The organism is Paenibacillus sp. LT-B23 (assembly GCF_059417685.1).
Genome location: NZ_JBSQBM010000013.1, coordinates 29,048 through 50,990, shown reverse-complemented (window position 1 = coordinate 50,990; position 21,943 = coordinate 29,048). Strand labels below are relative to the sequence as shown.

The following is a 21,943-nucleotide window of genomic DNA, read 5'->3' as shown; positions in this document are numbered from 1 at the left end:
TCTACAACAATGTCTGGTGGAGAAGTCGAAAAAATGAATGTTTTCTTTGATCATAAAGCTCTATGGATTTTTCGAAGTAAATACAACAAAAGTAATATTGGAGCCGTCTTCGAGTTCAACCGTAAGAAACGACTTTCAGCACACCGGGGATGGGTCGCCAAATTCGACGGTGCATTCTCCAAAGGGAAAATTCATTGTTCCTGCTGGATGTGCAGTGAAAAAACAAACCGACTTGGGCATCCCAAATCGGAGTTATCAAGAATAGCTAACTGTCAGGAACAGCTTCTGGATTATGATTTTTAAACTACAAATGATCAAAACAAGCGATTGTCTCTTTCTGCGACAATCGCTTGTTTTTACGTTGGCTCACTTGGTTGAGTCATCCTACAAAACAAAAGCCTTCCCGACCAGCCTTCACTTTTGAAGGATCATCGAGAAGACTTTGCACCCCGCAAGGAACAAGAGGTCAGATTTTTAATTCGCCAAGCCTGATTAATTCCACGACCGCCTGTGAACGACCTTTTACGTTCAGTTTCTGCATTACGTTGGAAATATGGTTACGCACCGTCTTCTCACTAATAAATAGTTGTCCGGCGATGTCACGTGTTGTTTTGTCCTGCACAAGCAGTTCAAATACTTCACGTTCACGGTGAGTTAACAAAAACTTGTTTTTGTGGTCGTTACCCTTCGTCAATTTCACCCCTCCTTGCTCGGGTTTTGTGTGGTGTAACAAGGTTAAGGGATACAGTCAACACATTTTATGTCACGTGCTTAAGTATGGTTCAATATGCGGATAAAAATGGGCCTAGGCACTTATTTTCAGCCTTTGCAGAATCGTTAGACTCTGCGTCTAATTTTATGTATTGACAGGCATATGGGGCAGCCTTATGATAAGAAAAACCGCGACTGATAATCATTATCAAAATAATGATACATATAGATATCGCGCAACAGACTATTGTTCATGGCCGCTTGGCCAGAAAGGGTGTTCATTAATTATGAAATTACGTTACGCTGTACCGGCCGGAGTGCTGGTTTCTTCTATTCTTTTCGCAGGTTGCGGCCAAACCGGAACTGCTACTCAGCAGCCCGCTGCAACGACCAAAGATGCGGGAGCAACTACACAGTCAACGACTCCCGCGGCCTCTGCCCCCAATTTTGATCAAGCGGTGGCCGCTTACCGTGCCTATGCCATAGAGCAATGCGATACGTTTGTGAAAAAGACAGAAGAATTCACGAACGCGGTCAAAGCTGGCGAGCTGGACAAAGCCAAGGCGCTGTATGCTCCTGCACGTATGTACTATGAACGGATTGAACCGATTGCAGAAGCGCTGGGCGATCTTGACCCGAATATTGATGCGCGTGACGGTGATGTGGATGCAGCAGATTGGCGCGGTTTCCACCGGATTGAAAAGACATTATGGGAAGAAAACACCACCAAAGGATTGGACGAGTTTTCCGACCGCCTGTTGAGTGATGCAAAGCTGCTGCGTGCCAAGGTGGAGACGGTCAACATTGACGCCAGCCTGATGGTAACGGGCGCAGTCGAGCTGCTGAACGAAGTGTCCACCTCCAAGGTGACGGGTGAAGAAGAACGTTATTCCCACACCGATTTGTACGACTTTGCAGCTAATGTAGAGGGCGCACAAAAAATATATGAGATTTTGAAAACAGATCTGAACCAAAAAGATGCAGCGTTGGAAACGCAAATTGGCGAGCGCTTTGAGGCATTGCAGAAAGAATTGGCTCCTTTCAAGAAAGGCGAAGGCTATGTATCTTATACGAAGCTTAAACCGGAAGAAATTAAAAAGCTGAGCCAAAACCTTGATGCTCTGGCAGAGCCGTTGTCCCAAATGGGAAAATTGTTAGGAGTGTAACGATATGAAAGGCTTTAAGCGGCAAAAGGGACAACCCTCGCAGCAGCATGCGGAATCCCATGAAGAACAGGCTGATCTGTTAAAAAAGGATGTTCATCCGGAGGTTAGTGAGCTTTCGGGAAAGAGTAAATCTGTATCACGCCGGGATCTATTAAAGCTGGCCGGGGTCGGGGGACTGGGTCTCCTGCTCGGCGGCGGCGGTGTGGGGGCTGTGCTGACAGCCAGCCAACGGCTTGAAAGCATGATGACGGACGCAGATACCAAGGATGTGGTTCCTTTTTACGGGAAACATCAGGCTGGTATTGTGACTCCGGCACAGGATTTCATCTGCTTCGCCGCCTTTGATCTAACGACGAGTGACAAGGAACGAGTGCGCAGCCTGTTTAAAGCCTGGACAGAAGCCACCGCTACGATGACTTCCGGCGCGCTGATCGGCAACGATAACGAAAATCTTAACCTGCCTCCGTCCGATACGGGCGAAGCGGCGGGGCTGTCGCCGTCACGGACGACGATTACCTTTGGTGTGGGTCCGTCCTTTTTTGATGGGCGCTTTGGTCTGGCAGGGCTTAAACCTGCCGGGCTCCGTGAGCTGCCCCGTTTTCAAGGGGATGCGCTGGACGACCAATGGTGTGGCGGCGATATCGGGGTACAGGTATGCGCCAATGATTTGCAGGTAGCTTTCCATGCCCTGCGTAATTTGGCGCGTATCGCCAGAGGAACAGCGGTGCTTCGCTGGACACAGGAAGGCTTCCAGCGGACAGCACAGGCCGATCCGGCGGGAAGCACGCCGCGCAATTTGCTCGGCTTCAAGGACGGTACAGGGAATCCGGATACCTCCAAGGCTGACGAGATGAACCGTCTGGTATGGACACAGGCGAGTGATGGCCCCGCGTGGATGGGCGGCGGCAGCTATATGGCTGTGCGCCGTGTACGCATGCGGGTTGAGGTATGGGATCGCTCGACACTGGGCGACCAGGAGGATACCTTTGGACGCCATCGCAGCAGCGGGGCCCCACTAGGCAAGGCCAAGGAGTTCGACAAGCTCGATCTGGCGGCCACAAGTCCGAATGGCAAGCCGATTACGCCCCCCACCTCTCATGTGGCATTGGCTCATGGGGACGGGAGCATAAATATTTTACGACGGTCTTATTCTTATTCGAGCGGATTGGACAAGCAAACAGGACAGCTCGATGCCGGGTTGCTGTTCATCAGCTACCAACGTGATCTATTCAAGCAGTTCGTCCATATTCAGGAGAAGCTTGCACGCAATGACAAGCTGAACGAATACATTGTACACAAAGGCAGTGCGGTGTTCGCCTGCTTCCCGGGTGTATCGCAAGGCGGCTACATCGGGGATACGTTATTTTAGCAGCAGGCAAGGAAGGGGATTTATATGAATCGGCGCAATAAAAGCTTGGGATGGGTATTTCTGCTGGTGGCTCTGCTGCTGACAGTAACTCCGTTCATATCCGGCTCCGGGTCGGTCGCTTTCGCACAAACAGATGCCAAAGCTGTTTCCAATGATCAGCTCATGCCTGTGGTGGGTGGCGCACTGGTGGAGGCGGGACAATCCCAATGGACGGAAGCCTCCAGGGACGTCAAAGAATTCCGTACGCTGTGGGAAGCTGCCAAAACAAACGGTGGTGATGCAGCCCATATCGCAGCGGTAGACAAGGCTCTCGCGGATGCAGAGCAGGCACTTGCCAGCGGCGGCGGAGAACCAGCAAAAGCTGCACTGTCCGTGCTGGCTCGTTCGGTCAACGAATTTGTGACTGCTGCGGAAGGCGACAAACCCGCCCCGGCTGGAGCCAAAGCAGCGGAAAAGCTGCTCCCCATGGCGAAGGGGAGTCTGGCTGCCATGCAAAAAGGCGACTGGACTGCGGCCCGCGCTGATTACGACCGGATCGTAAAAGCATGGTATCAGGTGGAGACACCGATTCGTTCGGACAATTTTCCGGTATATAGTGCGCTGGAAACTAAAATCAGCCTGATTCGCATCTCCATGCAAGCCGAGCCCATACGACAAGAGCAGGCTCTCAAGGAAATGCAGGAGCTAACGACTTTGTTGTCAGATTATAGTCAAGGCAAGTTGGTGAATACGGGTCAAGAAGCTGGAGCAAACAACGCGGCTAATGGTTCAGTAGCTTCGCTAAGTGATGCGGTCAAGCTCCTCGAATCCGCACGGCAGGATGCGGTAGCCAATCAGCCTGAGCAAGCGGCTGACAAGATAGGGCGGTTCATCGCCCTGTGGCCTTCGGTGGAAGGTCATGTGCAAATTTCCGATCCGGCGTCCTATACCGCGATTGAAAATGAAATGACCGAGACTTCCGGTTATCTGCTGTCTTCTCCACCGAACACGGCCAAAGCCATCCAGACCCTTGATCAGATGCTGGAAAGGCTCCGTCCGTTGACGGAAGAGCGTTCCTACACCGCTTGGGATGCGGCGCTGATTTTGCTGCGTGAGGGGCTGGAAGCCATTCTCGTGCTCGCGGCTCTGCTGGCGTATGCCAAAAAAAGCGGCGAAGCTGTGGCTGGTCGCTGGATATGGGCCGGTGCCGGAACAGGGCTGGTACTGAGTGGAATCCTGGCAGTGCTGTTCACTACACTGGTCGCGGCCGCCGCATCGGGAAGCATGCGTGAGCTGCTGGAGGGTGTGACTGGACTGGTCGCGGTCGTGCTTATGCTGACTGTCGGTAGCTGGCTACATTCCAAATCCAATGCTGCCGCATGGAACCGCTTTGTCGAGAACAGCGTAGACAGCGCGCTGGCGCGTGGTAGCCTGTGGTCGCTGTTCGCAGTTTCTGCGCTTGCGATTTTGCGTGAAGGCGCCGAGACGGCTATCTTTTATATCGGTATGGCCCCGGCCATCGAAACCTCTCAATTGCTGATTGGTATTGGCTCGGCAACTGTCATTCTGGTTGTGCTGGCATTGGCGATTATCAAGTTTAGCGTACGGCTGCCGATTCGCGCCTTTTTCCTGACGGCCACTGTACTGATTTACTATCTCGTATTCAGGTTTCTGGGCGAAAGTATTCATTCGCTTCAGGTGGCTGGCAAGCTTCCGGGGCACACAGCCTCATCGCTGCCATCTATAAGCTGGCTGGGCATGTATCCAACTTGGGAAACGTTTATCCCACAAGTCGCTGTGCTGATCTTCATGGTGTGGCAGCTTGTGCGTCAGGAAATGCGCAACTCCAAGCAACGCTAAAATCCAAGCCACAACACATATAATTGCAAAAAAACGTCAAAACGCAGGTCCGATCTCTATCGGCTCCGACGGTTTTGGCGTTTTTTTAGTCACGAGAAGGAGTGTTGATTTTTACGATCAGAAAATATCCTCCAGCAACGGAATCATACGCTGGTGATGGAGCAAGTCTGTACGGTCACCGTGCTCGCGAATCACGTGTACCTCACCGCGAAAATCCAGCAGCTCCGCCGGCATAGCATGTCCCAGAAAATGCACCGGACTATAGCTTAGTCCATAAGCTCCTGCATTCGGAATGACAATATAATCACCCTCCTGAATCGGAGGAAGCTGCGCTTTTTTCACAAGACAATCCTCGGGTGTACAAAGCGGTCCGACAATGCTCACAGTTTCCAGATCCACGGTTGCTTCTGGCTGAATCTCCACTTCCTGTCCCTCCCCTTGCCCGCGCATAATTCGCACCGGATAGTTGTCCCTAATCCGACGTCCTCGAAAAGCAGCCGAGGCATAATGATTCATACCGCCATCAGCCACGACGAACTTCTCGCCCTTGGATTCCTTGGTGTACAATGTCCGACAGACGTACATACCCGCCTGAGCAACCAGATATCTACCGCTTTCGATGATCAGCGTAACACCTGGCAGACGGGATCGAGTCTGCTCTGCCATCGCGTTCAGTCCGTCGATCACTTGTCCCATATCCAACGGCTGCTCATGAGTAAAATAAGGAACACCAAACCCGCCGCCCAAATTTACCGTATGCATCGCAACACCATACTGATCCTGTATCCGTTCTGCCAATTGAAGGGTATTCGCAAATGAAGCTAAAATCTGATCCGCTTTCAGCATTTGCGTACCTGTATACACCTGAATGCCCTGGAAATATACATGTGGACAATCTTCCAGCACCGTAAAAAAGTGATCCAACTGCCCCTCGTCCACACCAAAGGGACGAGGAACGCCGCCCATTTTGATCGTCGATCCCGACAAATCGTTATCAGGATTCACACGAACCGCAGCGCGGACAAACAAGCCTGCTCGGGCAGCAATATCCTCCAGCAAGCGCAGCTCCCGCACCGACTCGACATGAATGCAGCCGATTCCACAGGCTACCGCCTCGCTCAGTTCGGCTACCGTTTTTCCCGGCCCGGCGTACAGCACGTCTTCCGGGGTATAGCCAGCCTCCATCGCGACGAACATTTCCCCGGCCGAAGCGATTTCAACGCCACAGCCTAACGTGCGAAGCAATCCCGCCAAGGCTACGTTCCCATTGGCCTTGAGTGCGTAATGCACACGCACAGCCGGGTGCAGCCGGGATAGCAGCGAGCTGACATGAGCATGCAGCGCGTCGCCATCGTAGTAGTAAAATGGCGTCGGATGTTCGCCGAAGCGTTTCAGCAAGGCTTCGTCCTTTTTATCCATCTGCTGAATCTCCCCCTTCTTCTTTTTCCTATACCGCATAGATCGTCGTGCCTGAACGGGCGGCCTCATGAATAGCTGCCAGCAATCTGACGCGCTCGGCGGCCTCATGGAACGGAATCGGCTCCGCGACTCCCCTTATGATATTGCAAAACGCCTCCAACTGATTAACGTAATAGTTCATCGGCTCGAAAACGGTTTTAATTTTGGAGCCTGTCATTGTATCCTTCGTTATTTCCGTCTTGAGCGTTATTTTATAAAAGCCCAGATTCGCCCGAAAGCAGTCCTGCAAAGTAACTACCGCCGAATCAAAGGTCAATACATGAGCGCAGCGGTATGGCCGTTCGAATGAAAAGAGGGCGGATGCCTCCAATCCCTCCAGATAACGGGCCTGTGCACGAAATGTCCAGTCACATCCGTTAGGACCATCGAAATCCGATTGACTGCGGAATTCCACCTGTTCCAGTCCAATGACTGCCTGAAGAAACTGGAGCCAATACACGCCCAAATCCCAAAAGCATCCCCCGCCCTGCTCGGGTCGGGATCTATAATTCTCCGCATGCCCGTCCTTTGCGGGAATGCACAGGCTGGTCGCTATGGAGCGCAAACGGCCATAGCGACCGGAATCCACAATATTGCGCAGCTCTCGCTGCCAAGGATGGTGCTGCACCATGACTCCTTCCAGCAGATGAGCGCTGCTCTGACCGACTGCCGCTTCCAGGGGAGCCAGCTCCGCCGGATTCAGACATAACGGCTTCTCTACAAGCACATGCTTGTGAGCCTGTAATGCTTTACCGATCCACTCGGCGTGCAGATCATTGCTCAGCGCAATATACACGGCGTCAATCTCCGGGTCGCTCAACAGATCCCTGGCATGCCGATAAACGACACTAACGCCGAAACGGTCCGCCAGATCTCCTGCCTTGGCAACGGTCCGGTTCGCAAGCGCGGTTACACGGGCCCCGGCAACGTGCCGAATTGGCTCCAGTAGCGCGCGAGGTGCAATGGCTGAACAGCCAATGAGGCCAAAGCGGATATCCCGTACTGCAGGCTCTTGTGCCGCTGCTGTGGCGTTCATGACCCTTTCTCCAATCCCATTGAGCTTGTCCGCACCTGAGCGTTCCTCACATATGCCTCCACATAGCGTGGTGTCTGACTTCGCAGCTCCACGATCCTCCGATGCATGTCCTCCAGAATCTCAGCGCTTCCGCCATAAATTTGCATCCAAGTATCATACCGTATCCCCAGTCCCAGCCGTTCCCACAGATCCGCATTATGCATCTCATGTACACCGAACGGCTCCAGCATAATGAGTGGAGTGGCTGTGGCGAACGAATCTGTCAGACTGCCCCCGCCAGGCTTGCTAACAATGGCCTGGACATGACATGCCTGATCCAGCATGCCATGGTAATCCGCCCCGACCTCATACAACGTCTCCTCGCCAGCCTTCACCTCACCGAAAGGCGGATATGTATGCTCCCCGGCTTCATTCCGTTGCCATGTTCTCCACTGCGGGTCCATTCGGAAATAACGTATACCGTCCCGCTGTTCATCCGGCTGATCCTGATCATACAGCAGCAAATCCAGCTCCCAGCCCGTCTCTTCCAGCCGTCCGACCTTTTCACGGTACGTGCCCATGCCCCAACCGCCGCCATGCACAAATAAGCGGGATTGCCGTGCTTCAAATGGAACATGCTCCACAGCCGGGACATCAATATAGTAGCTGATTCTATTTTGGTCATTTTCAAAAAATGTCGTTTCTCCACACCCATCGGCAAAGTGCGAGTTATGCTTGGCAAGATTTTTCCACGAAGGAGAAGGCGTGGAATCCATATACACAATGTCCACATGCACCGATCCCGGTTCCCTGCGCTTGCGATACTCCTCCAGTACATACATCCAATGGCCAGACAAGCATATAAAATGCCTCCGATCCTCCTCCATCCATCGGGTCAGCAATACTTCCAGGGCGACGAGATCAAGCGAATTGCGCATATCCTGCGGAACCTTCTGTGACATTAAGGCTACAGCGAAATTGTCATGGTACGCTTTGCGGCTTTTGTCCACCTTGAGACGGGCCGACTCGGGCAGCACATTTTCAAATACATGAATCGCCGTCTCCACGCCCAGCCTGCGAAGACCCGCTTGCATCAGCAAGCCGGGGGTATAAAAGCCCAATCCGAAACCGGAACACAAAATCGCTACCTTCATACTCTGATGCATACTCTCGCTCATGCTCATACGCCTCCCGTTTAATTCAGCACTGTAAAATGATGCTCCGCCAAAAAATGCTCCAGCTTCGTAGTCAGACGCATTTTTTCCTCTTCACCCGCGGCAACCAGTTCCAAATAAAGACGACCTTTCCCTCGCGCCCGCTCACTTCCAGTCGCCTCTTCTTTACCTTGAAAATCAGCTAGTCCCTCCGGCCCGCCAGACACAGTCAGGCTGTCACCACTGCCACTGCCAATGCCGCTAACGCGAACCTGCTTGGCAGACGATCTGCCCCCGCGCTCCGTTGTTTTTCTGCTTGGGGTGCTTTTATGACCTGCATTCCTGTTTTCGCCATCTCGTCCACCCGTGTTCACATACAGCGTATTGGCGCCCAGCGGCATCACGCCTTCTTCACTTTCACCTGTGAACAGCAGTCCTTCACATTCCAGCCCTTCCAGCAATTCTTCATAGGACAGACTGCCATCATGGGACAATGAATAATTCGTCAGCGTGCCACGCATATTTTTTCCAGCCAAAAAGGTGTCCAATTGGTGCTTGATCAGACTCATGGATTTACGGGCGTTAATTTCGATAATAGGCTCCAGCTTCCCGCCACGGAGTGTCATCGAGTCAATACAGACGTCGCCGTAATAACCGTCCTGATACAGCTGTTTCCCTACATCCTGCATTAAGCTAAAATAGCCTTCGCGCTCCAGCCGCTCCATAAAAGCCTTATCCGGCGACAACGATTCCCGATAGGCAAATTGGGTGTTAGCCAGCCACTGCACAGACAGAATATCGACACTTCCGTTATCACCAATCGTAAATTGGCATGAAAAATCCTGCTCCTTCTCCAAGAAAGGCTCCAGGAGGAACAGTACCCGTTTGCCTTTGCGTTCCTGCCCACGTAAATACGATACAATCCGGTCCAGCATCTGCGTTGAGGTAATGTGCAGGTTTCCTTTGCCCGATACGCCAAAATCATCCTTGATTAAAAAGCTTCCATCCCGCAGCAGCTTGCGTCCCGCCTCAGCTACATCCGCAAACGAAGTCACAATATAGCCGGGATGGCGCAGTCCGAGACTGCGTTTTAAATCGGAAGAATAGGTTTTGGCATTCACCTTGCGGATCGTTTCTAGCGGCGGCTGATGTAGCGTAATTCCCCAGGCGCGTGCGGCCTCCTCGACATGCGGCAAACCCGCAAACGGGCTAAGCACACATCCCTCCAGTTGCGGTAACCCCGTACTGGTATCGGCCTTGCGACTGCCCAACAGTTCAAAAACAGAAGCCGCCGACACATTCCCCGCCTGCTCCGTTCCGTCAGTTAAATCCCGTTCATTCACAGCCGGGCGAAAACCCAACTGCGCAATATACTGACGATGCACAGGCGAAATCGCATAGCGGGTCAACAACGCGTCTCCCGGCTGACAAAAGCTGAACAGAAGCTCATCCATAGCTGCTACAATCGCAGAAGAAGCCCGGTCAGGAATGGCGGGCAGGGAAGCTAACTGGGCATCCCGCCAGTACACCTCCGCTTCGAACGTTCCCATATACAAATGACGCTGGTTCGGTATCGCATTCATATGATTCGCTTCCTTTCCTGCTTCGTTATTAGCCTGCTATTACGGTAGCGCTACTGGCTTGCACTCGTATAATCACGCAAGGCAAACTGCCATATAAAGCGGATCACCGCCAGTAGCCAGATCGGGGCGAGGAATGCCCAAATGATCAAGCCGGGTTCCATTTTGCCCAGAATAAACATAGGAGGAAAATTACAAATCACAAACACCGGAAGCACGAACAGGCCGATACGCTGAATCAGGTTACTATACACCGCCATCGGCACATAGTTTGTCTCGAAAATGCTGTTGGACAGCTCCGTTACCCCGTTCGTGCGGATGATCCAGAAGGCCAGCAGCTGGGGCAGCAAAAACACTGAATAGGCCGTTAACACTCCGCAACCGAGCAGCACAGAAAAGCCCCCGACCGTCTCAAAGTTGAACGGCAGAGCGAGCCGATACCAGCCAATGCCCGTCATGATTCCGCCGCCGACTACGTTCGGAACGGTGTAGCCCAACTCAAATTGCCGCAGCGTCACCATAAATTGCAGGGACACCGGCTTGGTCATAAGCACGTCCAGTGAACCGGTACGGATTTTATCGGGCAGACTTGTAAAATTGCTGTAAAACAAGCCGCTGTAAAAGCCGCTCATCATCGTAAATACGCCGATATATAACAGCACTGCGTCAGGAGACCAGCCATTAATATCCGTTCCGGCCCTGTACGGAACGGAGGCGTACAGCAGTTTGATGAGCAAATAAGCAGCTTCGACCAGAAAGGCAGTAATGAAATTAATGCGGTATTCCATCTGCGACATAACGGAAAACTGGATGAACTTCCAGTACAGCCGAATGTAACGTCCAACGTTTCGGTAAACATTTTTCATGTTAACCTCCTACCGAGACAAAGCGTTTGACCCCGGCTTGCCACACCCGGCGCGATACGGCCGCCAGCACTACAATCCAGAGCCATTGCACGCCAATGCCTTCAGCGGCCTCCAGCATGGTCAGCTTGCCCGTTAATGCATTCACCGGAAAAAATACGGTGTAGCTGAACGGTAGCAAACTGAACATGCGGGCCAAAACGTCTCCAAAAATCGTCAACGGAAACACCGTGCCACTAGCTACATAAATGACGAGCGACAGCGTGTAAAACAGTCCCGCCGATTCCGTCACCCAAAAGGCTATGCCGCTCAGCGCGTAATAGACCACAAAATTGAGCACCAGCGCCCCCGGCAACGCCAATATGTAAAGCAGGATATACGATAGCCCGAAGCTGATTTGTCCTTCCAGGCTAAGGCACAGCAGTAGAATTGCAGCCGCAAGCAGCACCACTGCGGACTGTACCGCCTTGCCTCCAATAAACCGACAAAAACGGTAAGCAAAATAATGTACAGGCTGCACCATGAATTTGGCCAGTCCGCCTTCCTTGATGTCTGTAGCAATTTCGTATTCAAACCCCGTGGCGATCAGCTTCCCGGTTACCCCTGCCATGACTACATACACCAGCATTTCCGACAAAGAGTAGCCCAGCACCCTTGCTTGTCCCGAAGAGCCGAATACCGCGAGCCAGAGAAAAATTTGTGTCATGATCGGCAACATAAATCCCGCCATCTGGAGCCAGTAATTGGCCCGGTATTCCATTTCGTTTTGCATGCCAAGCTGGAGCACCTTCATGTATTTATTATTTCGCATCGGCCAGCCTGCCTCCATCGTACAAATTGGCTATCCCCTCTTCCAACGGGACGTCCTCAATCGTAAAATCGACAACAGGCAGCGCATCCAAAATCTTTTTGGACCAGGTTAGAGTATCTTCTGCATCCAGCTCAAATACCACCTCCAGCTCCGAGTTGGAGCGCAGCTTGCCAAGTCCCGTCAACGTCAGGTTAGGCACAGGGGTCTCCAGTCGAACCTTGAGCAGCTTGCGGGCGCCGATCACCTCATTCACCTTGTTCAAATCCCCGTCATATACCAATCTGCCCCCGCTGATAATGATAGATCTGCTGCACAAATCCTCAATATCCTTCATGTAATGGCTTGTCAGCAGGATGGTCGTCCGGTGTGTGCGGTTATAGGCTTTGAAAAACTCGCGAATCCGCCTTTGGGAAACCAGATCCAGTCCAATGGTAGGCTCGTCCAGCAAAATGACCCGTGGACGATGCAGCAGCGCAGCAATCAGCTCCATTTTCATACGCTCGCCGAGAGATAAGCGCCGAACCTGAACATGAAGCTGCTCCTCCACCCCAAGCAGGGTAACCAGCTCGTCTAGCGCCTCCTTGTAACGACTTTCATCTATTTCGTAAATAAGCTTGTTCAGCTCGAACGACTCGCTTGCGGGCAAATCCCACCAGAGCTGGTTTTTCTGTCCCATCACGATGGAAAACTGCCGTTTGAACTCCTTTTGCCGCTTCCATGGGGTAAAGCCGAGCACGGATGCCTCACCGTCACTGGGATGGAGAATGCCGGACAGCATTTTGAGCGTCGTTGTTTTGCCCGCCCCGTTCGGGCCGAGAAATCCGACGATTTCCCCTTCCTCAATGGTGAAGCTGACATCTCGTACGGCCTCCTTGGTCAGCTTTTCCCGCCTGAACAGGTTTTGTAATGATTTGCGCACGCCCGGCTCCTTTTTATAGTACGTAAACGTTTTCGACAATTGATTCAATGTAATGGACGGCATTCAATTCTCCTCCTCTTTCATCTGTCCGTGACACCTTGATGAGCATTCCTGATACAACTGGCCTGAGTGGTTTACCTGATACGATTTACATAATCTGGCTTGCCTGAACTACTCGGCTGCCTGCTCGGCTAAAATCATCAATTCCTCCAGCATATGCCGCTGTTTGTCAATCAGGCCGAGGGCGCGTTCGCTAATGTCAGGCATCCGATGCTTGCGCAGTTGAAGACCTGTTTTGTAAATATGCAGATTGAGCTTATGCCATTCCGCATGCAATGACTGCGCCAATTCCATCACATGCTGCGCCCGCGGTCCCAATGTGGCTTCATGCAGCCTGCAATAATCCGCTGTGTAATCGGTCAGATGAAGGGCGCTGCCCAAACGCAGATTGTAATAGATTTCATGGCAGTACGTACGGAAGTCCGCATCCTCCAAGTCTGTCAGCAGGCGGAAGTCCTCGACAAAGGCCCGGTAACCCTCATCTCCCCGCTTGACCTGTTTGCCAACTGCGACATTTCCGGCTTTATTTCCTGGGTCATTGGACGAAGGTACACCTCTCCAAGCCGCTTCATGTCCAGTCACATATTGACGAATATGGTATGCACACGCCGCATGCAATTCGCCTGGCGAAAGCGGCGCGGGCTGTTCTACCAGCCAGGCATATTCAATAATGCCCTGCATCAGATCGTCGAGCCGGGCCGAACCGACGTAAGTCATGGCATGGCCCGAAGAATCCAGCAGGAAGCTGTCATTTACCTGTGCTGTTCGCTCCTGCAAGTCCAGTCCAGACAGCTCAATGACATGGCCCCTTGGATAATTTTTCACATACACGTCGTGGTAGGTTAAAGCGGTACTCGATGTGTGCAGCATCGTACCGTAGCCTGATGTCAGCGCCCGCAGCAGGTCGGTTTCATCGCTTACACCAACAATCCACGGCTCTACCCGAATCACCGGACCGCCACTGGCTGCCATTTCCTGAAGCTGCTCCGGATATTTCTCGGGACCGAAGCGCTTCAAATCTCCGCTATACTCCGCGCACATACTGCCGCACAGCATGAACAGCTCGGATTCCGCCATGTTCACGCCATACCGATGCAGCGAGGTGCGCAGGGATGAATATACACAGTGCTTACCTGGAGGAGCATCTATAATTTCTGCAGCAGCGTAATCGTCAACGGACTCATGAACGTTCTCCATGCCCGATGCCTGCACAGGTCTGATCTTTGCCGCCCCCTTATGCATATTTGCCCAGCAGACGTTCAATGCCTTGAAGTGTAGAAAGATGCTCCAGCACCAGATCGTCGTCCTCCATCGTAATATCAAGCTCATTTTCCAGCTCTACAATCAATTCAACAGCGGATAGGGAATTCAGCCCCAAGGTTCTCAAATCCTGCTCCGGAGTCAACTGTTCCAGCTCGCCCGGAGCCAGCTTCAATACCTTTTCCAGCAAAGGTACTACATGATACACATCTGTTTTCATCCTAAATTCCTCCCGATTTATGAGCTTGCCAATCCCGCAATGACATCTTCCAGCCTGTGCGCATAGACTTCGGCTTCCTGCCAGCTATCTGCCATAATAAGCGTGAAAATCCGATTCACATACCCCCGCTTCACCGGAATACCGGACAACGTACCTGCCGTGTAAACAAACACCCCTTCGGGGCGTTCGGGTGTGTAGAGTAAGCCTTCCTCTGCGAGCAAGCCGCACAAGCGGCTGTAGGTCAGCGGTGTGGCGGTAACGTTGCGGTAGTAGCGAGACAGCGTTTTATGCTGCTCTCCTAATACCGAAGACAGGAACGAAATATAGGTAGACAAGGTAAATCTGCCGTTAATCTCGATCACCGGAACCAGCAATCCTCCTTCATCGACAAAACCATCAATGGAAGCCATACCCGTATAACCGATGGAATACAGATACGTTCCCAACTGGCAGGCACAGCTTCTCACTTCTTCCTCCAGCGCATCGCCAAGCTCAGCCGGAACGCGGGACCCGGTGTACACAGTGCCGTCCACGTTTTGCCTTTTCAGCGAAAACATTGTCACCCCGCCGCCCTCATCAATACAGAGCTGGTAGTTCAGATCCATCTGCTTGTTATGCCAGCGCTCCACCAGCCAGCCTCCAGAAGAAGGCGATGAGCCGCCAAAGCGTTTCATCACACTCAACAGCGTATCCAGTTTGGACAGCTCGTCCAGCATATACATGCCTTGTCCTGATGCGCCATGCGGCTGCTTGATGATCAGCTTCACAGGCCCGTCCGACAAGTCAGCCAGTCTGCCACACTCCCTGCGGATCGCCGCTTCGTCTGCACATACAGCCCCCTCGCTGACGGCAAAACCAAGCTTTTGTGCAGTCAGGCGGCTGAATATTTTATCATTCACCCGGGCGCTGACCGAGGACGGAGCCCCGATCAGCTCCAGCCCACAGCGCTCCGCAATCGCTTCCTCCTGCGGGGTAACCGCATATGGAACGAGCCACGCTTTAGCTCCATCACTACTGTGGCCTGCTTCCGCAACTACACGCAGCCGTGCCAAAAGTGCCTCGTCCGCCAGCACCAGCTCCGAAATCGGCGTTAATGGATCAGAAGGCTCCGGCACCTCAATACGCGGCAGGCTAAAGCCCAACCGCTGAAGCATGTCCAGAAAAGCCTGATCCGGCTGTTCCCGCAGCACGATCACATCCTGATTTCGACACAACAGGAGATTCATTTCCTCCATCCGGTTTACAACCTGTTGTTCATCACGGTCTACCATCCCCCCCTTACGGGGGGACGGATGCCATACCTGCTCTGCGCCAATATTAAACAGCCAAATCAGGACTCCATGATCCCGTTCATGGGCAAGCGCTTCCACAAGGTTAATGGTTTTAGTCGTCACGTCCTGTCATCCCTCTCTTCCATCCAGTAAGAAACAACTGCGATCGAAACTAAATATATTTCAGGGAGCCAGCTCCGTGCAGATACAATACGCTGCATTTGGAGCACACCGGCGTTAATCCTTCGTGATTAATCGTTTGACGGGTTTTCTCATACGCATCCGAATTCCATATTTCCTTCAGGCTGTGGTCACGCAAGCTTCCAATCGTAAATTCACTGAAAAATTTGCAAGGCATGACCTTTCCATCCGGCAAAATATCCGTTCTGGAAGTGAGTGCCAAGCAATGATTGGAGCAGCGACTGACCATTTCCTCACCATGTATAAATTTGTCGATCTCCTCATAGTCCAGACCGGGCTGATAGCGCACGCGAATGTTCCACACCCGCTCATTAATCCGCTGTAGCTCCTGCATGAGAGGATCGATATTATCCGGGTTGATTTTATATTTGAAAGCATGCCAGCTACTAATATTTTTTTCCTCCAATTGTCGGAGCCAAGAAAAGTTTTGTGTAAAATATTCATCCATTTTGAGGGAGGTTTCTTTGGAAATATACCAGGGGAACGTCAACAGCACCAGATCCAGCCTCTTGTCCTCCAGCATTTGCAGAAACTCGTACATCCGTCCGATCATGTTATCGTTAATGACGGCATGGACGGTCACCCGTCCCTTGTACAATCCCTGGTCACGCAGTTCAATCAGCTTATCCATCTGCCGCATCGTTTTTTGAAAGGTGCCTTTACCGCGAATCAGATCATGTTCTCTTTCAAAGCCTTCAATCGCTATTAACAGCTCCAGATTTTCAGATAAATCCAAAATCCGGTCCAAATACTTATCAATAAGTAGTCCATTGGTACAAAAGGTCATTTCGCGCCGATCTTCGGCCAGCACGTCCAAAACTTCGTCAAAACGCCGATGAAACATCGGCTCTCCGCCCCACATATACAGCCGGGACTTGGCCTCCTTGGTCTCGCTCAAAATTTGCCGAAGCATATCCGGGGCAAGATCCATGTTTTGCTCCTCTTTATCCATTTGATGATGATAGCCTTCCTCGTTCCATTCAAAGCAGTGCGTACATCTCAGGTTGCAGCGGTTGGTCAGCTTAATGCCGATCGTCTGGGGCATGTCCGTTTTGAAAGCAGGGTCCTGTGTTGCGTTACGGTAAGATACAGAAGCGTTTTTCAGGTTGCGCTTGATGAGCTTGAACGCCTTCTCATCAATCAGCACATTGCTTTTGGGCTGCATGCTAACACCTCGTTTAATGGATTTTCAGGCACATGTACCAAGCTGTACGTCAGACCGTCTCCATTCCCTCCGGGTGCGGCGCTTTTTCCGCATCGCTAATCCCCTGAATGTAGCTGCAAAACGCATCTACCGAGCTCAAATGCTCCAGCTCAAAGGAATCAAAATCAATTTCCACGTCAAACGCATCCTCCACTTGCAGCATGAAATGAACCAACTGTAACGAATCCAGTCCTGCATCATGAATAATGTCCGAATGTCCATCCAGCTTACCGACCAGCTCAGGATCTTCCTTGACCGCGCTGATCATTTCAATCACTTGGCTTTGCATAGCAAACTCCTCCTTGTGAATGATCCTATTCGTTCCGCCCGACAATGCCATCTGCAAAGCTCCTCGAAAAATTCCTACACTGGAACTTTATTCAATTATACTCCTCCATTGAAGAGACAAGTCAATAGGTGGTTTTGTAAATATATCGCACAATATGTAAATTAATGTGTGTTGTTTTCTACATTTTTCGCTATCTTTTTTATTCATTTTTAATTCATTATTTTATATAAGCTAAATTCGAAAATCTTACATGGAAAACGGAGTAGGCGGAATGGTGCTGGACAAGCGATAGCGGTCGCCTGAAAGCTTTCCAAAGGAAAGCTCGCATCGTAAGCATATACTGCTCCCAGATTTCTACCATTGTGCGTTCATTCACAAAATCTGGGGGCAACAGCGATGGGAAGCACCATCCGCCTGCGTAGTGGCGCACCATGTACATTTTCAGTTTTGCATTTAGCTCACATCTTGCCTCCAACTGCTTGCAAGTGCGACAGGATTATTTTACAATAGGTATGAAAATAATTTTCTTTTTAATGTTTATTTTTACGATATTTATTTTCATGAAAAACACTCTACAGCCAAAGGAGCGCAGCTCATGTCCCCCATTCTTCATACATTAACCCACAGATTGGAGCAGCTTCCCGTCCAAGAGCGCAAGCTGGCGGAATCCATTTTGCAAGCTCCGGGAGATGTGCTGTATCTGGGCATTCGGGAGCTGTCGGAGCGTTGTGGTGTGAGTCCGGCGACCGTTACACGGTTTTGCAAATCACTTCATTTTAAAGGCTATCCCGATTTCAAAATGAAGCTGGCTGCCGAGCTGCCCCGTTCTAATAGTGACGGTGAAGCCTCCTATCAGGACATCGTCGCCGGAAATTCGCTCTCTCGTATCGTGGAAGCTATAGAGGCGAATCATACCGCATCCATTGCGGATACGACCCGACTGCTGGATTTTGGCAAACTGGAGCAGGCGATTGCATGGCTGTCCGCCACAAGTCGCATTGATCTGTACGGTATGGCAACCTCCTCGATTGTGGCGCAGGATTTTTATCAGAAGCTCATTCGAATTGGAAAAAATAGTACCGCCTTCGCGGATTCGCACATGCAGATTACCTCTGCCTCCTCGCTCGGGCCGGGAGATGTCGCCTTTGCCGTCTCCTATTCGGGGGAAACCCAGGAAACCATCGCGGCTCTGCGCTGCGCACAGGAACAGGGGGCCAAAACATTGTCCCTGACCTCCTTCGGAAATAACACGCTGGCGGGTATTGCGGATATTGCGCTGTTTTCCTCCTCGCTGGAAGAAGGGATGCGGCGTGGAGATATGGCGTCCCGCATTGCCCAGCTTCATATCATAGATATCCTATTTACAGGTATGGTCAGCGCGGATTTTGACAAATATATTCCGAGACTGGAAGGTTCGTATCAACAAGTAAGCAAGCTCAAAAAACAACCAGGGGGCCACTAAAGATGAACATACGTATTTTGAACAGCCGTGAAGACCTGAATGCTACCGCTGCCGCTGTGATCGCCAGTTTACTGCTGAACAAGCCTCAGGCCATGCTTGGGCTCGCTACCGGAAGTACACCTATCGGCATTTACCGTCATCTTGTAGAAATGTACCGTAAGGGACAGGTGAGCTTTGCACGAGCCTACTCCGTGAATCTCGATGAATACGTTGGTCTTCCCTCGGAACATCCGCAGAGCTACCGCAGCTTTATGAATGAGCACTTGTTTCAGCACATCGACATTCCTCTTGCCCATACGCGCGTACCTGACGGTAATGCGTCCGATCTGGCAGCAGAATGTGCGGCCCACGAGCAGGCAATTCTGGATCATGGACCCGTCGATCTCCAATTGCTCGGCATTGGTCACAACGGCCATATCGGCTTTAATGAGCCTGGGCACAGCCTGACGGGAGTCACACATGTGGTCGATTTGGAAGAGAGAACACGCACAGCGAATGCCCGATTTTTTGGTAATATAGAAACTGTGCCCAAGCAAGCAGTCACGATGGGGGTTGGCACGATTCTGAAGGCGAAGCAAATTGTACTGGTCGCTTTTGGCGCGGATAAGGCAGACATTGTAAAGCAAGCTTTCACTGGACCTGTAACCACAGAATGCCCGGCTTCTCTGCTGCAATGTCATCCCAACGTGCTGATTTTACTGGATCAGGAAGCGGGAGGCTGGTTAAATTGAACTCAGATGAAACGAATGGTGATTTAACCCAACTGTTGTATGGACAAGTCGTTATGGGGAATCACATGATTGAAAAAGGGGTTGTCGCCATAGAGGGCCAATCCATCGTATATGCTGGTGCAGAGGATGATTTACCTGCTGATCTAGTTGCAGCAGCAGTGCAAAATAAGAGTGATGGTGCAGCGGTGGGGGCAAACATCGTGCGATTGGAAGGTGGCTATCTGCTGCCGGGCTTCATAGATATTCATGTTCACGGGGGTAACGGTGAGGACTTTATGGACGCCAATCCGCAGGTACTGGATACGATTACCTCTTTTCACGGCTCCCAAGGAACGACCGCAATGCTGGCTACTACGATGACCGCACCCAAGGATCGAATCGACCAGGTACTAAGTGAGGTTCACGCCTATATGGCGCAGCCTATGCCCTATGCACAACTGGAGGGCGTACATCTGGAAGGGCCGTTCATTAGCCCAAACTGGCCGGGAGCACAAAACCCGGAACACATTCAACCGCCTAATCTGGCCTGGGCAAAGGAATGGGAGCAGCGCTACCCGGGCCTTGTCCGCCAGTTAACGCTTGCGCCCGAACGGGAAGGCGCACTGGAGCTGATTGCATGGCTACGCAGCCATAACATTACTGCAGCTCTCGGTCATACGGATGCTACGTATGAAGAGGTGGAGCGCGCAGCGGCGGCGGGCCTGAACCATGCGGTGCATGCGTTCAATGCCATGACTCCGCTGCATCACCGCAAGCCGGGAGCCGCCGGAGCCGTGCTTGCTGATTCGCGCATTGAAGCGGAGGTGATCGCGGACGGTATCCACGTTCATCCGGCAGCGGTATCCCTGCTCGCCAAGCTGAAACGGGAGCACAATCTTATTCTCATCACCGATGCTATGTCTGCCACCGGACTGGAGGACGGGCATTACACACTCGGTGATTTACCAGTAATCGTGCAGGGCGGTGTGGCACGGCTGGAGGATGGCGTGACTCTGGCAGGAAGCACGCTGACGATGATTGAAGGCTTCCGATATCTGGTTCGTCATGTGGGTCTGACCATTTCCGAGGCGTCACAAGCCGCCAGCCTGAATCCAGCTAAGTCCCTGAATATAGCGGATCGGACAGGTTCGCTTGAAGCAGGCAAACAAGCAGACGTTCTGCTACTGGATGCAGACTTAAAGCTGCAAGGCGTATGGATCAAGGGAATACGAACATAATTCAATATTAGGATGCCCCTAAACCAAAGAGCTATCCATCGACGGTCACATCCGTCGAGATGGATAGCTCTTTGTTTGGCATTACACACATATGTCGTGAATTAGCGATGATTCAGAGGTGCAGGGGTATGATTTTGTGGACGAGTTGGTGCCGTTGTTGTTCCTTTTGTTGGGTGGGTTGCACCCGTAGCAGGAGTCGGGAATACCCGGTGAATGATATCCACCAATTGGGCACTCATTCCTTTGATTGGATGACCGCTTTGAACACTACGTGTAAAGTCAGTGGCATGCTTTACAAAATCGGGGTTCGCCGATACATACACCTGTTCAATCGAAGGTGCGAATTGCTTTACCTTGTTGGCAATACGACTTTTGACAGCTTCGGTCAACGTGTTAGGCTCATATGCAGTTCTTGCGCCTTCCACTGTAGTTCCATCTGTGCGTCCGATATCCGTGCGGGTACCGTCCGTCAAGCCACGAATCATACCATAAGAACCCGTACCCATCGTGCCGTACAATCCATCGCCACGACGCGCAGGGGTTCCGGGACCGTTAACTCCATTGTCTGTAATTCCCGGCGCTATACCATCGATGGTATAGTTACCTCTTGTACCATCAACCCCATGTGTAGTCATACCATGTGTAGTCGTGCCATGTGTAGTCGTGCCATGTGTAGTCATGCCATGTGTAGTGGTACCATGTGTATTCATGGAATGCCCCGTACCTTTAACGCCTGAAGTGCCAGTGCCTGTTCCATTGGCTTGGTCCTTCAAGGAAACCGCTACATAAGCATTACGATTACCGACCAGCACCGTCGCCGATTTTACCTCTGGCAGCTCGGCTATGCGTTTGGACAAATTGCGATCGACTTGCAGATTACCAATTGGGTGTGCGGTTCCATTGGCGTTTTGGTTTAAACGCATCCCGTCCATACCGTTGGACTTAACTCCGAAACGGTTCACACCATCCATATGATGTGTACTTTGCGCGTTATAGCGGGTAGTGTTCGTGCGGACATTATGATTCGCAGTCCCACACCCTGTCAAAGCAGCCATACTGGCGAGCAAAGCAGCAGAAATCGTTAAACTGATTACCTTCTTAGTCCCTGGCATGAACTCATCCTCCATACATATAAAATGTGTG

Annotated in this window: 21 protein-coding genes; 7 read left to right on the top strand and 14 right to left on the bottom strand. The window is 51.7% G+C overall.

All coding sequences use genetic code 11. The features are described from left to right. The first annotated feature begins 33 nt into the window (after positions 1 to 33). Positions 34 to 303 (top strand): hypothetical protein, encoded by a 270-nt coding sequence (locus ACWXW9_RS17170; protein WP_494930385.1) that lies wholly within the window; start codon positions 34 to 36, stop codon positions 301 to 303. A 163-nt stretch (positions 304 to 466) separates the two neighbouring features. Here the strand turns inward: ACWXW9_RS17170 and ACWXW9_RS17165 are convergent, their stop codons facing one another. After that, entirely contained in the window at positions 467 to 694 is a 228-nt protein-coding gene (locus ACWXW9_RS17165) for a helix-turn-helix domain-containing protein (protein ID WP_007431813.1), read from the bottom strand. Positions 695 to 998: 304 nt separating this feature from the next. Here ACWXW9_RS17165 and efeO point away from each other — a divergent pair, with 304 nt between their 5' ends. The 3 genes from efeO to ACWXW9_RS17150 are packed head-to-tail and all read left to right on the top strand — an operon-like array spanning position 999 to position 5,085. Then, complete coding sequence (efeO, locus tag ACWXW9_RS17160) at positions 999 to 1,877, top strand: iron uptake system protein EfeO (RefSeq protein WP_494930384.1); 879 nt, start codon at positions 999 to 1,001, stop codon at positions 1,875 to 1,877. A gap of 4 nt (positions 1,878 to 1,881) precedes the next feature. Then, on the top strand, positions 1,882 to 3,246 hold the full coding sequence (efeB, locus tag ACWXW9_RS17155; protein WP_494930383.1) for an iron uptake transporter deferrochelatase/peroxidase subunit: 1,365 nt from the start codon (positions 1,882 to 1,884) through the stop codon (positions 3,244 to 3,246). A gap of 24 nt (positions 3,247 to 3,270) precedes the next feature. Then, positions 3,271 to 5,085: an FTR1 family iron permease gene (locus ACWXW9_RS17150; protein ID WP_494930382.1), complete on the top strand. Its 1,815-nt coding sequence runs from the start codon at positions 3,271 to 3,273 to the stop codon at positions 5,083 to 5,085. A gap of 117 nt (positions 5,086 to 5,202) precedes the next feature. Here the strand turns inward: ACWXW9_RS17150 and ACWXW9_RS17145 are convergent, their stop codons facing one another. From ACWXW9_RS17145 to ACWXW9_RS17090, 12 genes are all read right to left on the bottom strand, one after another. Further along, entirely contained in the window at positions 5,203 to 6,504 is a 1,302-nt protein-coding gene (locus ACWXW9_RS17145) for a type III PLP-dependent enzyme (protein WP_494930381.1), read from the bottom strand. A gap of 28 nt (positions 6,505 to 6,532) precedes the next feature. Continuing rightward, positions 6,533 to 7,579: a Gfo/Idh/MocA family protein gene (locus ACWXW9_RS17140; protein WP_494930380.1), complete on the bottom strand. Its 1,047-nt coding sequence runs from the start codon at positions 7,577 to 7,579 to the stop codon at positions 6,533 to 6,535. After that, positions 7,576 to 8,736: a UDP-glucuronosyltransferase gene (locus tag ACWXW9_RS17135; RefSeq protein ID WP_494930379.1), complete on the bottom strand. Its 1,161-nt coding sequence runs from the start codon at positions 8,734 to 8,736 to the stop codon at positions 7,576 to 7,578. The genes ACWXW9_RS17140 and ACWXW9_RS17135 overlap by 4 nt, the downstream gene beginning before the upstream one ends. Positions 8,737 to 8,753: 17 nt before the next feature. Further along, complete coding sequence (locus ACWXW9_RS17130) at positions 8,754 to 10,295, bottom strand: hypothetical protein (protein ID WP_494930378.1); 1,542 nt, start codon at positions 10,293 to 10,295, stop codon at positions 8,754 to 8,756. 50 nt (positions 10,296 to 10,345) lie between these two features. Further along, a complete protein-coding gene (locus ACWXW9_RS17125) occupies positions 10,346 to 11,158 on the bottom strand; it encodes an ABC transporter permease (protein WP_494930377.1) in 813 nt (270 codons plus the stop codon). A 1-nt stretch (position 11,159) separates the two neighbouring features. Beyond that, the gene (locus tag ACWXW9_RS17120; protein ID WP_044645720.1) at positions 11,160 to 11,966 is read right to left on the bottom strand and encodes an ABC transporter permease; all 807 of its coding nucleotides are present in this window, start codon (positions 11,964 to 11,966) and stop codon (positions 11,160 to 11,162) included. Further along, positions 11,956 to 12,948 carry an ABC transporter ATP-binding protein gene (locus ACWXW9_RS17115; RefSeq protein WP_494930376.1) on the bottom strand — a complete coding sequence of 331 codons (993 nt, stop codon included), beginning with the start codon at positions 12,946 to 12,948 and terminating at the stop codon, positions 11,956 to 11,958. Before ACWXW9_RS17115 ends, ACWXW9_RS17120 begins: the two co-directional genes overlap by 11 nt. Positions 12,949 to 13,056: 108 nt before the next feature. Then, positions 13,057 to 14,142 (bottom strand): hypothetical protein, encoded by a 1,086-nt coding sequence (locus tag ACWXW9_RS17110; RefSeq protein ID WP_494930375.1) that lies wholly within the window; start codon positions 14,140 to 14,142, stop codon positions 13,057 to 13,059. Between the two features lie 37 nt (positions 14,143 to 14,179). Then, positions 14,180 to 14,425, bottom strand: coding sequence for an acyl carrier protein (locus ACWXW9_RS17105; RefSeq protein ID WP_025682535.1), 246 nt, complete (start codon positions 14,423 to 14,425; stop codon positions 14,180 to 14,182). A gap of 17 nt (positions 14,426 to 14,442) precedes the next feature. After that, positions 14,443 to 15,819: a preATP grasp domain-containing protein gene (locus tag ACWXW9_RS17100; RefSeq protein WP_494930374.1), complete on the bottom strand. Its 1,377-nt coding sequence runs from the start codon at positions 15,817 to 15,819 to the stop codon at positions 14,443 to 14,445. Between the two features lie 49 nt (positions 15,820 to 15,868). Next, positions 15,869 to 17,062 carry a radical SAM protein gene (locus tag ACWXW9_RS17095; protein ID WP_494930373.1) on the bottom strand — a complete coding sequence of 398 codons (1,194 nt, stop codon included), beginning with the start codon at positions 17,060 to 17,062 and terminating at the stop codon, positions 15,869 to 15,871. Positions 17,063 to 17,111: 49 nt separating this feature from the next. Beyond that, a complete protein-coding gene (locus ACWXW9_RS17090; RefSeq protein WP_014277736.1) occupies positions 17,112 to 17,390 on the bottom strand; it encodes a phosphopantetheine-binding protein in 279 nt (92 codons plus the stop codon). Between the two features lie 595 nt (positions 17,391 to 17,985). Between ACWXW9_RS17090 and ACWXW9_RS17085 the strand changes: the two genes are divergently transcribed. From ACWXW9_RS17085 to nagA, 3 genes are read left to right on the top strand one after another with little or no spacing between them, the layout of a single operon-like run. Further along, on the top strand, positions 17,986 to 18,852 hold the full coding sequence (locus ACWXW9_RS17085; protein WP_494930372.1) for a MurR/RpiR family transcriptional regulator: 867 nt from the start codon (positions 17,986 to 17,988) through the stop codon (positions 18,850 to 18,852). Positions 18,853 to 18,854: 2 nt separating this feature from the next. Beyond that, positions 18,855 to 19,583 carry a glucosamine-6-phosphate deaminase gene (gene nagB / locus ACWXW9_RS17080; RefSeq protein ID WP_494930371.1) on the top strand — a complete coding sequence of 243 codons (729 nt, stop codon included), beginning with the start codon at positions 18,855 to 18,857 and terminating at the stop codon, positions 19,581 to 19,583. Next, the gene (gene nagA / locus ACWXW9_RS17075) at positions 19,580 to 20,800 is read left to right on the top strand and encodes an N-acetylglucosamine-6-phosphate deacetylase (protein WP_494930370.1); all 1,221 of its coding nucleotides are present in this window, start codon (positions 19,580 to 19,582) and stop codon (positions 20,798 to 20,800) included. Before nagB ends, nagA begins: the two co-directional genes overlap by 4 nt. A gap of 101 nt (positions 20,801 to 20,901) precedes the next feature. On the opposite strand, the gene ACWXW9_RS17070 is transcribed toward nagA, so the two are convergent. Further along, positions 20,902 to 21,912 (bottom strand): YhcN/YlaJ family sporulation lipoprotein, encoded by a 1,011-nt coding sequence (locus ACWXW9_RS17070; protein WP_494930369.1) that lies wholly within the window; start codon positions 21,910 to 21,912, stop codon positions 20,902 to 20,904. Positions 21,913 to 21,943: the final 31 nt, after the last annotated feature.

Coding starts and splice junctions, on each gene's coding strand:
- ACWXW9_RS17170 (WP_494930385.1), top strand. CDS start 34: ATGAATGTTTTCTTTGATCATAAAGCTCTATGGATTTTTCGAAGTAAA.
- efeO (WP_494930384.1), top strand. CDS start 999: ATGAAATTACGTTACGCTGTACCGGCCGGAGTGCTGGTTTCTTCTATT.
- efeB (WP_494930383.1), top strand. CDS start 1,882: ATGAAAGGCTTTAAGCGGCAAAAGGGACAACCCTCGCAGCAGCATGCG.
- ACWXW9_RS17150 (WP_494930382.1), top strand. CDS start 3,271: ATGAATCGGCGCAATAAAAGCTTGGGATGGGTATTTCTGCTGGTGGCT.
- ACWXW9_RS17145 (WP_494930381.1), bottom strand. CDS start 6,504: ATGGATAAAAAGGACGAAGCCTTGCTGAAACGCTTCGGCGAACATCCG.
- ACWXW9_RS17140 (WP_494930380.1), bottom strand. CDS start 7,579: ATGAACGCCACAGCAGCGGCACAAGAGCCTGCAGTACGGGATATCCGC.
- ACWXW9_RS17135 (WP_494930379.1), bottom strand. CDS start 8,736: ATGAGCGAGAGTATGCATCAGAGTATGAAGGTAGCGATTTTGTGTTCC.
- ACWXW9_RS17130 (WP_494930378.1), bottom strand. CDS start 10,295: ATGAATGCGATACCGAACCAGCGTCATTTGTATATGGGAACGTTCGAA.
- ACWXW9_RS17125 (WP_494930377.1), bottom strand. CDS start 11,158: ATGAAAAATGTTTACCGAAACGTTGGACGTTACATTCGGCTGTACTGG.
- ACWXW9_RS17120 (WP_044645720.1), bottom strand. CDS start 11,966: ATGCGAAATAATAAATACATGAAGGTGCTCCAGCTTGGCATGCAAAAC.
- ACWXW9_RS17115 (WP_494930376.1), bottom strand. CDS start 12,948: ATGCCGTCCATTACATTGAATCAATTGTCGAAAACGTTTACGTACTAT.
- ACWXW9_RS17110 (WP_494930375.1), bottom strand. CDS start 14,142: ATGGAGAACGTTCATGAGTCCGTTGACGATTACGCTGCTGCAGAAATT.
- ACWXW9_RS17105 (WP_025682535.1), bottom strand. CDS start 14,425: ATGAAAACAGATGTGTATCATGTAGTACCTTTGCTGGAAAAGGTATTG.
- ACWXW9_RS17095 (WP_494930373.1), bottom strand. CDS start 17,062: ATGCAGCCCAAAAGCAATGTGCTGATTGATGAGAAGGCGTTCAAGCTC.
- ACWXW9_RS17090 (WP_014277736.1), bottom strand. CDS start 17,390: ATGCAAAGCCAAGTGATTGAAATGATCAGCGCGGTCAAGGAAGATCCT.
- ACWXW9_RS17085 (WP_494930372.1), top strand. CDS start 17,986: ATGTCCCCCATTCTTCATACATTAACCCACAGATTGGAGCAGCTTCCC.
- nagB (WP_494930371.1), top strand. CDS start 18,855: ATGAACATACGTATTTTGAACAGCCGTGAAGACCTGAATGCTACCGCT.
- ACWXW9_RS17070 (WP_494930369.1), bottom strand. CDS start 21,912: ATGCCAGGGACTAAGAAGGTAATCAGTTTAACGATTTCTGCTGCTTTG.